General features: G+C 47.5%; 16 protein-coding genes. 13 read left to right on the plus strand and 3 right to left on the minus strand.

The window, feature by feature from the left end:
• Positions 1–61 precede the first annotated feature (61 nt).
• Positions 62–406 (minus strand): exosortase system-associated protein, TIGR04073 family, encoded by a 345-nt coding sequence (locus DU481_RS06350; protein WP_350133383.1) that lies wholly within the window; start codon positions 404–406, stop codon positions 62–64.
• 485 nt (positions 407–891) lie between these two features.
• On the opposite strand from DU481_RS06350, the gene DU481_RS06355 reads away from it, so the two are divergent.
• The 9 genes from DU481_RS06355 (at position 892) to yut (ending at position 8,787) form a co-directional block, all read left to right on the plus strand.
• A complete protein-coding gene (locus tag DU481_RS06355; protein WP_350133384.1) occupies positions 892–2,253 on the plus strand; it encodes a hypothetical protein in 1,362 nt (453 codons plus the stop codon).
• A 100-nt stretch (positions 2,254–2,353) separates the two neighbouring features.
• On the plus strand, positions 2,354–3,241 hold the full coding sequence (locus tag DU481_RS06360; RefSeq protein ID WP_350133385.1) for an urease accessory protein UreD: 888 nt from the start codon (positions 2,354–2,356) through the stop codon (positions 3,239–3,241).
• A gap of 78 nt (positions 3,242–3,319) precedes the next feature.
• Positions 3,320–3,622, plus strand: coding sequence for an urease subunit gamma (locus DU481_RS06365; RefSeq protein WP_090320016.1), 303 nt, complete (start codon positions 3,320–3,322; stop codon positions 3,620–3,622).
• A gap of 39 nt (positions 3,623–3,661) precedes the next feature.
• Positions 3,662–3,970 carry an urease subunit beta gene (locus DU481_RS06370; RefSeq protein ID WP_090320019.1) on the plus strand — a complete coding sequence of 103 codons (309 nt, stop codon included), beginning with the start codon at positions 3,662–3,664 and terminating at the stop codon, positions 3,968–3,970.
• A 33-nt stretch (positions 3,971–4,003) separates the two neighbouring features.
• Positions 4,004–5,710 (plus strand): urease subunit alpha, encoded by a 1,707-nt coding sequence (gene ureC, locus DU481_RS06375; RefSeq protein ID WP_350133386.1) that lies wholly within the window; start codon positions 4,004–4,006, stop codon positions 5,708–5,710.
• Between the two features lie 130 nt (positions 5,711–5,840).
• A complete protein-coding gene (gene ureE / locus DU481_RS06380; RefSeq protein ID WP_350133387.1) occupies positions 5,841–6,371 on the plus strand; it encodes an urease accessory protein UreE in 531 nt (176 codons plus the stop codon).
• 3 nt (positions 6,372–6,374) lie between these two features.
• Positions 6,375–7,058: an urease accessory protein UreF gene (locus DU481_RS06385; RefSeq protein ID WP_350133388.1), complete on the plus strand. Its 684-nt coding sequence runs from the start codon at positions 6,375–6,377 to the stop codon at positions 7,056–7,058.
• Between the two features lie 17 nt (positions 7,059–7,075).
• Positions 7,076–7,711 carry an urease accessory protein UreG gene (gene ureG, locus DU481_RS06390; RefSeq protein WP_350133389.1) on the plus strand — a complete coding sequence of 212 codons (636 nt, stop codon included), beginning with the start codon at positions 7,076–7,078 and terminating at the stop codon, positions 7,709–7,711.
• A gap of 95 nt (positions 7,712–7,806) precedes the next feature.
• Complete coding sequence (gene yut / locus DU481_RS06395; protein ID WP_350133390.1) at positions 7,807–8,787, plus strand: urea transporter; 981 nt, start codon at positions 7,807–7,809, stop codon at positions 8,785–8,787.
• 175 nt (positions 8,788–8,962) lie between these two features.
• Here yut and nikR read toward each other — a convergent pair whose 3' ends face one another.
• A complete protein-coding gene (nikR, locus tag DU481_RS06400) occupies positions 8,963–9,424 on the minus strand; it encodes a nickel-responsive transcriptional regulator NikR (RefSeq protein ID WP_090319201.1) in 462 nt (153 codons plus the stop codon).
• A gap of 38 nt (positions 9,425–9,462) precedes the next feature.
• A complete protein-coding gene (locus tag DU481_RS06405) occupies positions 9,463–11,541 on the minus strand; it encodes a TonB-dependent receptor (RefSeq protein WP_350133391.1) in 2,079 nt (692 codons plus the stop codon).
• A gap of 141 nt (positions 11,542–11,682) precedes the next feature.
• Between DU481_RS06405 and DU481_RS06410 the strand changes: the two genes are divergently transcribed.
• The 4 genes from DU481_RS06410 (at position 11,683) to DU481_RS06425 (ending at position 15,696) form a co-directional block, all read left to right on the plus strand.
• A complete protein-coding gene (locus DU481_RS06410; RefSeq protein WP_350133392.1) occupies positions 11,683–12,651 on the plus strand; it encodes a metal ABC transporter substrate-binding protein in 969 nt (322 codons plus the stop codon).
• Complete coding sequence (locus DU481_RS06415; protein WP_350133393.1) at positions 12,629–13,450, plus strand: metal ABC transporter ATP-binding protein; 822 nt, start codon at positions 12,629–12,631, stop codon at positions 13,448–13,450. The genes DU481_RS06410 and DU481_RS06415 overlap by 23 nt, the downstream gene beginning before the upstream one ends.
• Positions 13,450–14,286: a metal ABC transporter permease gene (locus DU481_RS06420; RefSeq protein ID WP_350133394.1), complete on the plus strand. Its 837-nt coding sequence runs from the start codon at positions 13,450–13,452 to the stop codon at positions 14,284–14,286. Before DU481_RS06415 ends, DU481_RS06420 begins: the two co-directional genes overlap by 1 nt.
• 129 nt (positions 14,287–14,415) lie before the next feature.
• The gene (locus tag DU481_RS06425) at positions 14,416–15,696 is read left to right on the plus strand and encodes a diguanylate cyclase (RefSeq protein WP_350133395.1); all 1,281 of its coding nucleotides are present in this window, start codon (positions 14,416–14,418) and stop codon (positions 15,694–15,696) included.
• Positions 15,697–15,718 lie beyond the last annotated feature (22 nt).

Here is a 15,718-nt window from a genome sequence, read left to right on the forward strand (position 1 = left end):
TTTTGCTTTTATGTTGCTGGGTAACGTAAAAAACTGTGCTGCCTACTGTTTCAACTGTGAATCAATAGGATGTTTCGCGCGAAAAATCTTGCCAGATAAAGGGAGGATTAACCGATGGTTTTGTTGGAATAAAAAAAGTTGCGGCATCCAGCACACCTATCAAACTGCGGCCAACCGTATGCATGATCCCCATTCCCAACCCGATGGTAATACCATAGGCCGGTCCTTCTTTTTGACTGGTCAAAATAATATTCTTCGGCAGTTCCACCCAACCAGTCACTGCATTCGCTATACCGCTGGTAAATTTCTCGGCTGAATTATTAACATAGCTGTCAGATGCAATCACTTGAGACGAGAAAAGAAATAGTATTGAAAACACCCAAGACAGTTTAACAATGCTTCTCATCAAAAAATCTCCTTTATACAGTTTTATAATTAAATTTCTGTTTCTAACAAAGAAATGGCAGAAATATGGCGAAAGTTTACCTTGTCATATTTAAACAGACAATTTTAATTTAGCAGAAATTACGGAATAAAATCGGGTAAACAACAAGGTCTACCGGATTCTCTCGTTGCCTCATACTGCAAAATATTCGCTAATGTTCATATTCCTTTGGTGACCCCGTTTCTGGCGGACATTCGCCGACAATTCCTTATCTCGCCGCAAGAAGAAAGCTTTTACAATGGTTGTTGCAGCAATCTTGTTATTATAAATCTATCAAATTAAATCAATGGCTTTATCTTAATATTTCATACTTTGCATAAGGATTGTATGACAAATCACTCTGTTAAAAATATTGCGATAAAATCAGTAAAAAAAGCTTCTGGCATCAATAAATCCCTACCGGATAATCATCCAGTTTGATAAATCTATTATAGGATGGGTGTTTTATGCAAAAAGGAAATGACACCTTGCAGATAAGAATCATGAATTTCAAAACCATGTCAGTTCTTGTCCATTTGTTGAATTTAAAATGCACCGATAATGAAAAATTATTTCATTACGGCACAAAAAATTTCCTGCTAATCATGCTCATGAGTGTCGCTTTGTTATCGATGCCAAAAGCATTTGCATGGGATGTATCCGTTAAACCGATTTCCGACAAGCTTGTATTAAAAACAAATGACACGCGATGGATCCGCTTAGGCGCAGGTTATCGCGGCACAGGATTGTGGACAGAAAACCTCAATGGCAATTTAAGTAGCGGTCATTACAGCAATGACAATGCGCGTCTCTATTTAAACGGTCAAATCAATCAATATCTCAAGTTTGAAGTCAATACCGAGTGTTTCTTCTGTAACAATACCGCCACTGGCGAAAACCCCAGGATGTCTTATAACATTCTGGATGCGATAGCAAAATTTGAATATAACCGGTACTTTAATATCTGGGGCGGGCGCATGCTGGCGCCTACGGAACGGGGAGAATTAAGCGGTCCTTTTTTTCAGGCTACGCATGATGCATTTAAAACGCCGTTCTTCTCTCAAGATTTCAGTGTTAAATTCGGCGAAGGCGGTGCAGGCCGTTATGGCCGTGACGATGGCGTAACTTTCTGGGGTAATGCAGCACCCGGTTTCGTACCTGGGACGCTTGGTTACGCGATGGGAGTTTTCCGCGGTTTGGAGTCATCGCATACATCCGGACCCAATTCGAGCGGTACAGTCCTTACAGCCGCGCGCGTTACCTATAACTTTTTGAATCCGGAAAAAAATCCCGGTTACTATACTTCCAGCACGTATTATGGCAAAGCCGGAGATATTTTAGCAGTGGCATTCGGCATGTCATATCAAAAGAATGGCGCCGGATCTTCTGTGCATCGCAGTGATTTTCTTGGTTTTGTAGGCGATGCGTTATTTGAGAAAGTGCTGCCCAATAACATGGGGGTCTTCACGGCAAATGGTGAATACAAGCAATTTTATGCAAATTATTCGACTGCCGCGTTTAGCGATAAAGACTGTTTTTGTATGTTCGATGGCAAATCATGGACAGTCACCGGTCTTTATTTAATACCCCATAAAATTGGTATCGGGCAATTCCAGCCCTACGGCAGATTTACCAGTGTTCAACCTAACCACAGTAGTAGCCGGGAAGAAATAGAAACGGGTGTCAATTACATTATCGATGGCTTTAATGCGCGCATTTCTGCTTATTATCAGCATGGCGATTTATTGCTGAAAGGACTGAACTACGCGCCTGGTATAGCGAGTCCGGCGGTCGATGTTTTTAAAATGTCGTTCCAATTGCAGATTTAGATCAATACCGCAATTAACAACGCGCAAATGCGGCACTAAGATTATGCTTCTACCTACTTACTCTGAAGAATCGGCAATTAAGTCATGGGATTCTGTTATTTTGAATGATCACAAGTCGTCTATTACCGCTCTATCCGGAAGCAAAAGCCACCCAGATCATCAGCCGCTACAAGCCAGATTATCGCTCAAATTTGCTGCCATTGACGATACGACACGTTTAGTAGAACGGGATCATTTTGGTCCACTGCTGGTACAAAAACCATTGTATCCGGAAGGACGGAAAGTTTGCCATGCCGTCATTATTCATCCGCCCGGCGGGATTGTTGGCGGAGATCAGCTCGAAATTATCGCTGATGCCGAAGCCTTTGCAAAGGTACAGATTACGACACCGGGTGCGTCCAAATGGTACAAAGCCAACGGCCACACTTCCCAGCAAAAAATTAGAATTCGCGTCAAAAAAGGTGCTTCTCTTGAATGGGTGCCGCAAGAAACCATCTTCTATAACCATACTGACGTATCCGTTGATCATCAAATAACACTTGAGGACGATGCAGTTTATATTGGTTGCGAAATCTTATGTTTTGGCCGGACTGCGTTTGGCGAAACGTTTAGTGATGGTCAAATCAAACAACGCACCAGCATTCAAAGGAATGGCAAGATCATTTGGCTAGAGCAAATCCGGTTACGCGGTGAAGATGCGGCGATGAACGGCCCATTGGCTTTATCGGGTAAAACGGTATGCGCCACGCTGCTGTTGACAGGAAAAACAATACCCCAGCCATTGCTGGATTTAGCCCGCGAGGAAGCGGAAAAGACCGCTAACGGAGCCGGCCAGGTAGGCATATCGCAGCTTAAAGCGGTTACTGTGGCACGTTATCTGGGAGATTCAAGCGAAGTGGCGCGGCATGTCATGTTGCGTATCTGGGGATTGCTTCGCCCGGAATTAACCGGATGCGCCGCGATTGTGCCGCGTATGTGGAGTACATGATCGATAGCGGTTTTACATGAACAGCGCAGGTGCTGCGGCAACTTTATTGTAAATGTTGTTTTACCCAGGAGAAAAACTATGGACTTAACACCTAGAGAAAAAGACAAACTGCAAATTTTTACCGCCGGATTACTCGCCGAAAGACGTAAAGCGCGCGGTTTACGGCTCAATTATCCGGAAGCGGTTGCATTAATTACTTGTGCGGTATTGGAAGGAGCCCGGGACGGTAGAACGGTGGCGGAACTGATGACTGCCGGTCAAAAAATATTGACCCGGGCTGATGTAATGGAAGGTGTTCCCGAAATGATTCCGGATATTCAAGTCGAAGCCACTTTCCCGGATGGAACCAAACTGGTGACTGTGCATAATCCAATTGTTTAATTGATATCAATAGAATAGGAGATTGTCATGAGAGTACCAATGATCCCCGGGGAAATATTCACAGAGCCTGGTGAAATCGAGTTGAACGCCGGTAGAAGAACAAAAATGTTAACCGTCTCAAATGGCGGAGACCGCCCGATCCAAATTGGATCCCATTTCCATTTTTACGAAGTGAATTCAGCAATGAAATTTGACCGTGAAGCCGCGTATGGCATGCGGTTGAATATTATGGCGGGAACGGCTGTGCGCTTTGAACCGGGACAAGAAAGAACTGTAGAACTGGTCGATCTCGCGGGAGACCGGATCGTTTATGGATTTAATCAAAAAGTGATGGGCAAACTTAAATAGTTTGTATCGCAATAATTTTACAGGAGTTAAAAAATGAGCGTAAAAATTTCCCGTCAAACTTATGCAGAAATGATGGGCCCAACGACCGGAGATCGAGTTCGATTAGCCGATACAGAGCTTTTTATTGAAATTGAAAAAGACTTCACAACCTATGGTGAAGAAGTGAAGTTCGGTGGCGGCAAAGTGATCCGGGATGGCATGGGACAATCGCAGCGTAATCACGCCGATGTGATGGATACGGTGATTACAAATGCAGTGATCGTTGACCATTGGGGGATCATCAAAGCGGATATCGGCATTAAAAATGGCAAAATCGCCAATATCGGCAAAGCCGGAAACCCCGATATTCAACCGAATGTAACGATGGCAATTGGTTCGGGTACCGAAATTATTGCTGGTGAGAATATGATCGTCACCGCCGGGGGCGTGGATACGCATATTCACTTCATCTCCCCGCAACAGGCCGAAGACGCCATGATGAACGGCATTACCACCATGCTGGGCGGCGGTACCGGTCCGGCGGTAGGAACAGCGGCAACCACCTGTACGCCGGGACCTTGGCATATTCACTCGATGCTCCGGGCATCCGATGGACTGGTCATGAATACCGGCTTCTTTGGCAAAGGCAATACCAGCTTGCCTACACCGCTTGAAGAACAAGTGTTGGCGGGCGCATGTGGATTAAAACTGCATGAAGATTGGGGAACAACATATGCAGCGATCGATAACTGCTTGGCAGTCGCCGACAAGTATGATGTACAAGTTGCTATTCATACCGACACCATCAATGAAGGCGGCTATCTGGAAAACACCATTGCCGCGATGAAAGACCGCACCATTCATACCTTCCATACCGAAGGTGCCGGAGGTGGTCACGCGCCGGATATTATCGCGGTTGTGGGCCTTGACAATGTTTTGCCGTCATCGACCAACCCTACCCGTCCTTACACCGTCAACACGCTGGACGAGCATTTGGATATGCTGATGGTATGCCACCACTTGCATGCCAATATTGCCGAAGATCTGGCTTTTGCAGAATCGCGCATCCGCAAAGAAACGATCGCCGCGGAAGATATTTTGCATGACATGGGCGCAATTTCGATGATGTCCTCCGATTCACAAGCGATGGGCCGTATCGGTGAGGTGGTTTTACGTACCTGGCAGACCGCGCATAAAATGAAAGTACAACGCGGTACATTACAGGAAGATAATTCCAAAAATGACAACTTCCGTGTTAAGCGCTATGTTGCAAAATATACGATTAATCCCGCTATCACACACGGTATCGCACATGCCATCGGATCGGTAGAAGCGGGCAAATATGCTGATCTTGTACTGTGGAGACCGGCATTCTTCGGGGTTAAACCATCAATGATTCTGAAAGGCGGCATGATTGCGGCATCGCTCATGGGCGACCCCAATGCATCGATTCCAACACCGCAACCGGTGCATTATCGCTACATGTTCGGCGGATACGGTGGCGGCATCAAAACATCCTGCTTTACATTCGCCTCTCAAGCCGCACTGAATGCTGGCTTAGTGGAACAATTGAAGCTGGATAAAAACCTGATTACGGTCAAAAATACCCGTAATCTGCGCAAGAAAGACATGATTCACAATAGCGCAACACCCAAAATGGAAGTCGATCCGGAAACTTATGAAGTACGCGCTGATGGACAATTACTGACATGCGGTGCCGAAGATGTGCTGCCAATGGCGCAACGCTACTTCCTTTTCTAGGGATGCGGTTGGCGTTGCAAATGCGCAGCAATGAAGTGAAAAGTAACTGCTCCATTGATAATGTTGACTATCATAGCTTCGTTGCTGTGATAGTCGGCGGATAATCGTTTTCATTGACCTAAATAATAAAATGCTTACGCTGAATACCAAGATAGATCACGCAGAATCAGTTTTCGCGCAGCTCGTGCTGCCCTATGAAATGCGCGAAAACAGCAGATTAAGAACGGCACTTGCATCGGGCGAGGAAGTGGCTATTTTTACCGCGCGCGGCACTGTACTGCGCAATAACGATTTACTCAAAAGCGATGATGGCCGCGTTGTGCAGATTATTGCAGCACATGAATCCGTTTATCGGATTACTTGCAAAACGCCGCACGATTTATTGCGTTGCGCTTTTCATTTAGGTAACCGTCACACACAAACGCAAGTAGGTGAAGGCTTTTTGCAGATTCATCAAGATTCGGTATTAAAACAGATGCTGGAAGGTTTGGGAGCCACGGTTGTGGAAGAAAGCGCGCAATTTGAACCGGAATCGGGCGCATATGGCGCAGGCGGCGGGCACCATCACCACCATGGTGACGGGCATTATCATGCGCATGGGCCGCTTGCTCCGATACCAGCGCGGCAAAAGATACACCGGCCCTCCGATCCTCAATCCTAGGAAATGACTTTGCAAGCCGCTGCGTTGCTCCGTTTACTGCAATTGGCAAGTCCTTCTTTGCCGATAGGCGCATACACCTATTCGCAGGGCCTGGAATCCGCCATCGAAAAAGGCGCTGTCCATAATGAAAGCTCGGCGCGTGCGTGGATTTCCGAATCCTTAAGCATCGTTGCCGACTTTGAAGCACCCATTGTATGGCGCTTGCTGCAAGCTTTCTCTGAACGTAATGCCGAAGCTGTGAATTATTGGAGCGAATGTTTTATTGCCGCCCGTGATACTGCCGAGTTCCGTGCGGAAACGATCCAAATGGGTTATTCCTTAGGAAAGCTCGTGCTAGATCTGAATATCGCGGATGAATCCTTGCGCGCAATCCTGGTAAACCAACCGGAAATTCCGCTGCCTACGGCTTTTGCGTGCGCCGCCGAAGCGCTTGCGGTGCCTCATGAAGCGGCACTGCTTGGTTTATTGTTTTCCTTGGTTGAAAATCAAGTGCTTGTTTGTGTTAAATCGGTGCCGCTAGGACAAGTTTCCGGACAAAGCCTGTTATTTTCGCTGCATGCCATGATAGAAAAAGCATCGCGTCACGCGCAGCTGCTTAACGACGACGAATTGTCGAATTGGGCGCCAGGGCTTTCATTACTGTCCATGCAGCATGAAATTCAGTACAGTAGAATTTATCGATCATAAATGCGAGGTATTACACCATGAACAAACAATCCAATCCGCTTCGAGTGGGCATCGGCGGTCCGGTAGGGTCCGGTAAAACAGCGTTATGCGAAGCGCTTAGCAAACGAATGCGCGACCGTTATGAGATGGCTGTAATTACGAACGATATCTACACCAAAGAAGATATGGAGATTCTATTGCGCGCTAAAGCGCTACCGCCAGAGCGGTTGATGGGCGTGGAAACAGGCGGGTGTCCGCATACCGCAATCCGCGAAGATGCGTCGATTAATCTGGAAGCCATTGCGCGCATGACGGCCGACTTTCCCGATCTTGATCTTATTCTGGTTGAATCGGGAGGCGATAATTTAGCTTCCACATTTAGCCCCGAATTGTCCGACCTGACGATTTATGTGATCGATGTTGCCGCTGGAGAGAAAATCCCGCGTAAAGGCGGACCCGGCATCACGCGCTCAGCCCTACTCGTCATTAATAAAATCGATCTGGCTCCCTACGTGGGTGCGAGCTTGGAAATAATGGCACGGGATGCCAAGAGAATGCGCGGCGAACGCCCTTTTGTATTCACCAATTTACGCACAGGCGAAGGTGTGGACCAGGTGATCGACTTTATTGTTAAACAAGGACTGTTAGAAGAAGTAAAACAGCAATCCGCTTAATTGCCGTGTTTCCGGCGCTTCACGTAATTATTTAGCTTGGATGTTAACTGAACGGCACAATCTTTATTCCACATCAATTTTAGGAGCTGATCATCATGGACTGGTCTTTATCGATTGACAAAGCAATACCAAGGCCTTTGCGTGTTATCCTCAGAGGAGTCGGGCAAGTATTTTTTTGCTGCAATGCAGTTACAGGCCTTATTTTTCTTATCGCTTTATACGTCGGCGGAATTACCGCCGGAATTGCTGCTACGGTGGGAGTTATCAGCAGTACGGTTGCGGCTTACCTCTTGGGTTTTTCGGAAGATGATATCGATGCCGGACTCTATGGATTTAATGGCACCCTAGTAGGCCCCTGTTTATTCTTATTTCTTGAAAACACACCGCAGCTTTGGTTGTATGTCGTTCTGGCTTCAATTCTATCCACCGTCGTACTGGCTGCGCTGATGCGAATTCTGCAGCCTTATAACATCCCAGCCTCCACCTCCCCCTTTGTTCTGACATGCTGGATGTTTCTGGTAGCCGTTTATGCTTTCGACGGATTTTCACGCGGCCCGGTGCTGCCTCCCCCGGGAATCCCTACCGACATTGCGGCTGCCTCGGTGGTTTCAACCGAATTCGCCGCCTTTACACAAGCTTCGGCTGAAGCCTGGTATACAGCCATCGCCAAGGGTATTGGCGAAGTAATGTTCGCCGATAGCATCATCGTCGGCATTTTATTCCTGACCGGCATTGCGATAACTTCTCTGCGTGGCGCATTCATGGCGTTTTCCGGTGCGGTTGTTGGAGTTGCCGTTCCGGTTTTGCTGGGCGCGGATAAAACGCTCATTGAAATGGGGCTCTATGCTTTCAATCCGGTACTGACTATGATGGCGGTAGGCTGGGTTTTTCTCAAACCCAGTACGGGCAGTGCGATTTTGGCTTTGCTGGCAGGGGTTCTCACCATTATCTGCCAAGCCGGCTTAGCCAGCTTCCTGGCGCCGATCGGTTTGCCGACGCTGACATTTCCTTTTGTTCTGGTCATGTGGATGTTTCTGTTTGCGGCCGGCAAATCCAAATATTGGGGAAATGCCTAAACATCGTTGGCGAACCATGAAAAACTATCTACGTTGCCGTTACGGTGTTAAGAACACGCTCAAAATGTTCATTCATTAAACAAAAACTGTTTTTCAATAGCCTGAGAGAATCCTGAATTTAAGCCCCGCCACTGAGCGGGGCTTTTTATTGTCCGGCGCGCAATCGATGTTATTTTTAAGTCATCGGACTGCTATGCGTATGCGAAGTGACGGAATGGGAATGCGGCTCTTGTTTCTGCTCGAGCGGAACGATATGCAGCTTGCCATGCCGTACTCCGTTGGTGGCGATCACCTGGTGTGCAAAAAGTCTGACATCTTGAATGGTACCGCGCAGAATCGCAACCTCAAGGCAATTATCGTGATCCATATGCACATGCATGCTCGACAACGTTAAATCATGATGGTGGTGGTATGCGGAGGTTACTTGACTGGCTAAATCTCTTTCATGGTGATTATAAATGTAGCTGAGCGTGGCAATACAATAGCCTTTGTTGTCTTTTTCCAGGCGCGTGGATTCAAGGTAATCCCTCACCAGGTCGCGGATTGCTTCCGATCGATTATCATAACCGCGTGCTTGGGATACCTTATCAAATTGCTTAAACAATTGATCATCCATTGAAATAGTAAACCGTTCCATAACATTTCCTTGAATTTTCACCGGCCAGATTCCGGTAATTAAAAGTTTGCCACCAGATTAACACGAATTGAACGGCTTTCTATGGGATGAAAATGTAAGTCCTTCACACCGGCGGCAGGTTCACCCGGAAGCCTTGATGCATAATAATAGTCGATTGCATGGGCTTTGGAATTCAACAGATTAAATCCTTGTACGGCTACTTGCACATTTTTGCCGATTTTGTAGCCGATCTGTCCATTCAACGTAATTGTATGATTCGATTGCACGCTGTTGTCTTCAATCAACGAGCGCTTGCCAAAATACCGCCACTGCATGTTACCAAACAACCGCCCGATGTTGTCCACCGATACCGCCAGCTTGCCGGCGCCTCTGATCGCTCCCGGTATATGGTCGCCGCTCGGGTCGGGATCGCTAAAATGTGCGCGCGCCAGCGCATAATCCAGGTCGATCGTTAGCCAATCGGACGGCATATAAAACGCTGAGATTTCAAACCCCTCTCGTCGGCTTGGGCGGCTGGCTTCGGTAGTACCAGCATCGCCGACAAATAATAACTCCGAATCCAGATCCAAGCGAAATACAGCCAAAGATGCCTGCAATCCGGGAATAATCCCGGTACGCACACCGGCTTCATATCCTGTCGAACGCACCAGCGGATTGACCCTATTCACCGGATCGCCGGATTTGGGATCAACGGTAGCCGTCGTACCACGTGCGTCGTTGCTATGAAACCCGCTGCCGTAATTAGCATAGAATTCGGTTTGCGCCCACGGTCCAAAAATCAGGCTGAGTTTTGGATTGGTCATGCTGTCATAGCGTTTGCCCGAATTAACATTGAGACTGCTGTCGACATCGAACCAGTAGTAATCCGAACGTACACCGGCCACGGTACGGAATTTCTCCAGCCATTGAATGCTGTTTTGATAGTATATGCCTACACTATTTTCATTAATATGATCTCTTCGAGTAGTCGATAATGTTTGACGCTGCTTCGTACTAAGCAATCCATTGTCGATCACGTCATTTTGCAACTGCACTCCGGCTGTATTTTCGACCTCGAGCCCGCCGATTTTGTTGCTCCAGAGATGATTGATATTCAGCGCAGACTGGAAGCGCTTATCGATTTGAGAGAATTGATCACCGTTGATGGGATCATCGAGAAAATAGGTAAAATTTGAAAATAGCGCCAGATTACTGTGCACGGTATAGAGATTTAATTGCGTGGTACCCAACCGGCTCACATGTTGCAATGCACCCGAAAGGCTGAAGCGATACGATTCACCGCCATCGCTGGGATCGATCGCCCCCAGCCTTGGAACGTAGCCATTCACAACGCCCCGGAGCGGAATCTGATCGGTGGAATTCCATTTTCCGCCATATCCCATTGCTGTCACATTAAACTTGGTCGGGCCGCTATCCTGGCTATAACGCAACACTGCATTAAATTTCTTGAAATCTTCATTCTTAATCCAGGGACCGTCTTTGGTCAGCAGCTCCAGGGCATATAACACATGACCTTTGCCGGTCTCATGCGATTTTGCTATCAATCCGCGCATAAATCCTTGCTGACCCAAGCCGTAGCTGGCGATGCCTTTCGGCAACTTGTCAACGTAGCTCATGCTGACTGCACCGGCTGAGGAAAAATCGCCTTGATTGGCATAGTAAGGTCCTTTTACGTACTGCACATTACCGCTCAATTCCGGAATGATGAAATTGGTATCCGACCAGCCTTGCCCGTGCCCATGCGAGCGCTGATTGACCAGCATGCCGTCCACGGTAATGCGTAAGTCCGTGCCATGATCGAGATTAAATCCACGTAAGAAATACTGATTGGCTTTACCTTCACCGCTATGCTGTGTGACGATCAAGCCGGGCACGGTTTCCAACAATTCTCCCGGGCGATAAACGGTACGCGCATCGAGTTGTTGCTTTAGGACTGTACCCTCACTGGCGGAATTCGCAGTGCCGATCAACTCGCGCAAATTAGCACGTATAATCATTTCCTTAAGTGTCGGAACGCCAGCTGCTTCGATTGAGAAAGGCATCCATGCCAATAACAAAACACTGTTGCGGAAACTCTGCCGTTTCGATATAAAAGTTAGTTTTATTTCTTTCTTCATGCATTTTCCCTCCAAAAACCATGCGTTTTCATGCACTAATGTGACGTATCTATAAACTGACTCAGAACCTAAGAATGTATGATAAATTGATTTTTTTTCATATTAACTTGCTGCAGCATAAGTGCAAAGGAAAATCTCCCGATGAAAAAATTAATGGATCGAATCGCCAAGCCACTTTTATACGGGTTCGCGCTGATGCTTTCACATTCGGCATCGGTATTTGCGGTTGCTGAGAAATTGAATATCGTGACCACCGTTTCACCGATCACGAATATGGTGCAGAATATTGGCGGAAGCCATGTCAAAGTAACCGGAATCGTTCCGGATGGAACCGATTCTCACACTTTTGAACCCCTCCCTTCCGATGTAAAAACACTGCAAGCAGCCAGCATCATTATTGTGAATGGTCTTGATCTGGAGTCGCCAACACTGAATCTGGCCAATAAAGTAAAAAATCCTGCCACACCGATTCTGCAATTAGGTAACCGAGCATTGACCGAAGCGGAATGGCATTACGATTTCAGTTTTCCACGTGAACAAGGGCATCCGAATCCGCATTTATGGCTCAATATTGCATTAGTGATGCGCTACGCGGAAATCGTCAAAGATCAATTGATCGCGATGGATCCAGCCAATACGGCAAGCTATCAGCAAAACGCGACAATCTATCTGGCCAAACTGCAAAAACTCGATCAGGCAATTTTCAAGTGCGTTGAGAGCATTCCGGAAAACAACCGTAAACTCGTCACCTATCATGATTCTTTTGCTTATTTTGCGCCACGCTACGGCATGACCGTAATCGCTGCCATACAACCTTCCGATTTTTCAGAACCAGGCCCGCAGGAAGTCATCAACATCATCAAGCAAATCAGAGAAACCGGCGTGCCCGCGATCTTTGGTTCGGAAGTTTTTCCCAGCAAGGTGATGGCGCAAATCGCACGTGAATCAAAAGCCAAATTTGTCGATCAATTGTCCGACGACGCATTGCCTGCCGCGCCTAACCATTCGTTTATTGGCATGATGGTCCATAATATGACCATCATGACCGAAGCGCTTGGCGGAAACCCAACATGCGTGGCTAACATCGATGCCAGCAACATCCCCTTCTGATCCGCAAGCACACCCTGCGGTCAAATTAACCGGCGTCACCGCTGGCTATGAGCACAATATCGTATTCGACAACCTTTCGCTGGAAATCGCCGCAGGTCAATTTGTCGGCATCGTCGGTCCTACAGCCAGCGGTAAGACCACGCTGCTTAAAATCATCTTGGGCTTGCATTCAGCGCACGCGGGCAAGGTGCAATTGCATGACAGCACACCTGCAAATAAAGTAAAGCCTGGCGCCATCGGCTATGTGCCGCAACTGGGCAGCGTCGACTGGAATTTCCCGGTAACCGTCGCAGAAGTAATTACGATGGGGCTATACACTAATGGCCGCATTTGGCCCTGGCTCAGTGGACAGGAACACGCACGCGTGCGCGATCTTGCACATCGATTGAGCATCGATAATTGTTTGCAGCATCATATTAGTGATATATCGGGCGGCCAGCGGCAGCGTGCGTTTTTAGCGCGCGCGTTGATTAACAATCCCAAACTGCTGATACTCGATGAACCGACTTCCGGCGTGGATATCAAGACGCAACATGAAGTATTGCATTTATTGAGCGACATCAACCGGGAAGGCATCAGCATCATTTTGACGACGCATGACCTAAACGCAGTGGCCTCTCACCTGCCATGGATTATCTGTTTTAACCGGGGAATTGTGGCGCAAGGCCGCCCGCACGACATTTTCACGAATGAAATCATGACCCGGACTTACGGCGGTGATATTGTCATCGTAAAATACCAAGGTCACTTACTCATTGCCAACAGCACACCGCTCAATTTCAACGGCGATAATCAGTAATGGAGTTTCTGCTTGAACCGCTTGAATATGAATTTTTTCGCCATGCCTTGCTCGCGGCCTTCATGATCGGCGCATCCAGCGGATTGATCGGCGTTTATGTCGTGCTGCGCGGCATGAGCTATGTCGGTCATGGACTATCGCATGCGGCAATTGGCGGCGCAATCGTGGGTATCACCCTGAATTTGAATTTTTATACGGGTGCATGTGCGATGGGGCTGCTCGCGGCGCTGATCATCAACAAAATTACAAAAAATAACAAAATCAAACTCGATGCCGCTATCGGCATAGTTACAACCGCCATGTTTGCGCTTGGTGTGGCGATTGTCAGCAAAATGCGTAATTTCAAGCAGAACTTCGAAGCGGTATTATTCGGCAACATCCTCGGCATCACCGGTGAAGATTTAATGATTATTGGATTGGTGACTTGTATCACACTGATTACAATGTTCTTTAGCTACCGCGCCTTACTCTTCTCCACATTCGATAGCGAAGCGGCCCAAGTATCCGGTATCAAAACGGCGCCGGTGCAATTGCTATTTTCCTTGTTACTGACACTTTCCGTGATTGCATCCTTGAATGTAGTTGGCGTCACCATGGTTGCCGCCACACTCATTGCACCTGCGGTCACGGCGAGAATGTTGACCGATAGCTTTAGCAAAATGATTATTTATTCCATGTTCCTGGGTGCAATAACCGGCGTAACCGGTATGTATCTCAGCTATATTCTTAACGTACCTTCCGGCACAACCATCGTGCTATTCAGCGCGCTGGTATTCAGCCTGTCGTTATTGATAAAACCGGCGCGCAGCCTCAAAAAACGATTACCGCTTCCCTAACGCCCAGCATCTTTCCAGCAGCTCCGCTCAAAGAATCGAGAGTTATGTCGCTATAACAGTTCACTTTAATTTGCGGCATGTTCGATTCCACCAACACCGGCCCATTCGGGTAACAAGGAGCGCAAGAATATGGAAGGATTGATTGTTGAACCATCCAGGACTTATCAAAAACTTCTCTCAACCGCGATTGAATCAGGCGGACTCGGAACCCGGCAGGTTTCAACTGGCAACGAAGCATTGATTCTGCTCAAACAACAATCTTTTGACCTGGTATTTATCGCCACTCACTTGCAGGACATGGATGGCCCGATGTTTTCGTCGCAACTCCGCGCCGATTCCCGTACCCGGCAAATTCCGCTGGTGATGATTACCGCAAACGACAATAAAGAATTTCAGGACGAAGCATTTTCAGCCGGGGTAACAGAAATATTTTCCAAGCACGAACTGGATAAAATCACCAGTTATACGGTGCAGTTCTCGAGAAAACGATGCAACAAGGCCATGAGCGGTCGTATTTTGTATCTTGAAGACAGCACATCCATGGCAAGCGCGGTAACTACATTGCTCACCGAATGCGGTTATACGGTAGATCATTTCAGTAATGGTGAAAAAGGATTGCTGGCGTTGCAAGACAATGATTATGATCTGGTGTTAGCCGACACGTTATTGAAAGGAAAGCTCAATGGCCACGGTATTGTCAAAGCGATCCGCAATCTTGAGAATGACAAAAAGGATGTGCCGCTGCTGGTTTTCTCGGTTCTGGACGATGTTGCACACAAAGTCGAATTGCTGCGCTCCGGCGTCAATGATTACGTCAGCAAGCCGTTCATTCAGGAAGAGTTACTGGCGCGAGTCAACACGTTGATCAGCCATAAAAAACTGCTCAATAAAGCAATTATCCAGCAGAACCAGATGCACGAGCTGGCGATGAAAGATCCGCTCACCGGTTTATACAATCGCCATTTTCTGCTGGAGACGGCGCCGTCAAAATTGCGTGAAGCCGCCCGGCACAGCATTCCATGCAGCTTGATCGTGGCCGACATCGACCGGTTCAAAGCTATCAATGATAACTTCGGTCTCGCTAGCGGGGATAAAGTATTAAAAGAAGTTGCTGCGACACTCACCGGCTCCATTCGCAGGGAAGATATCGCGGCACGTTATGGTGAGGAAGAGTTCGCCCTGCTGCTGCCGCATTGTGATCTTGAGGGTGCGGCAATGATCGCCGAAAAAATACGCCAATCCATCGAACATCTGCAACCTTCTGGCATTCATGTCACCGCAAGTCTGGGCGTTGCCGAACTACAGCTCAAAACATCCGATGGCTTCTCCGATCTATTGAAAGCCGCAACGGAAGCGGTCGATCGTGCTAAATCAAACGGATGCAATCAAGTTTCCGTACATCGTCCATAAACAATCGCAAATATCAATCGTA

Source organism: Nitrosomonas sp. (genome assembly GCF_040240425.1).
In the GTDB taxonomy this organism is placed as follows: domain Bacteria; phylum Pseudomonadota; class Gammaproteobacteria; order Burkholderiales; family Nitrosomonadaceae; genus Nitrosomonas.

Coding starts and splice junctions, on each gene's coding strand:
- DU481_RS06350 (WP_350133383.1), bottom strand. CDS start 406: ATGAGAAGCATTGTTAAACTGTCTTGGGTGTTTTCAATACTATTTCTT.
- DU481_RS06355 (WP_350133384.1), top strand. CDS start 892: ATGCAAAAAGGAAATGACACCTTGCAGATAAGAATCATGAATTTCAAA.
- DU481_RS06365 (WP_090320016.1), top strand. CDS start 3,320: ATGGACTTAACACCTAGAGAAAAAGACAAACTGCAAATTTTTACCGCC.
- DU481_RS06370 (WP_090320019.1), top strand. CDS start 3,662: ATGATCCCCGGGGAAATATTCACAGAGCCTGGTGAAATCGAGTTGAAC.
- ureC (WP_350133386.1), top strand. CDS start 4,004: ATGAGCGTAAAAATTTCCCGTCAAACTTATGCAGAAATGATGGGCCCA.
- ureE (WP_350133387.1), top strand. CDS start 5,841: ATGCTTACGCTGAATACCAAGATAGATCACGCAGAATCAGTTTTCGCG.
- DU481_RS06385 (WP_350133388.1), top strand. CDS start 6,375: ATGACTTTGCAAGCCGCTGCGTTGCTCCGTTTACTGCAATTGGCAAGT.
- ureG (WP_350133389.1), top strand. CDS start 7,076: ATGAACAAACAATCCAATCCGCTTCGAGTGGGCATCGGCGGTCCGGTA.
- yut (WP_350133390.1), top strand. CDS start 7,807: ATGGACTGGTCTTTATCGATTGACAAAGCAATACCAAGGCCTTTGCGT.
- nikR (WP_090319201.1), bottom strand. CDS start 9,424: ATGGAACGGTTTACTATTTCAATGGATGATCAATTGTTTAAGCAATTT.
- DU481_RS06405 (WP_350133391.1), bottom strand. CDS start 11,541: ATGAAGAAAGAAATAAAACTAACTTTTATATCGAAACGGCAGAGTTTC.
- DU481_RS06410 (WP_350133392.1), top strand. CDS start 11,683: ATGAAAAAATTAATGGATCGAATCGCCAAGCCACTTTTATACGGGTTC.
- DU481_RS06415 (WP_350133393.1), top strand. CDS start 12,629: ATGCCAGCAACATCCCCTTCTGATCCGCAAGCACACCCTGCGGTCAAA.
- DU481_RS06420 (WP_350133394.1), top strand. CDS start 13,450: ATGGAGTTTCTGCTTGAACCGCTTGAATATGAATTTTTTCGCCATGCC.
- DU481_RS06425 (WP_350133395.1), top strand. CDS start 14,416: ATGGAAGGATTGATTGTTGAACCATCCAGGACTTATCAAAAACTTCTC.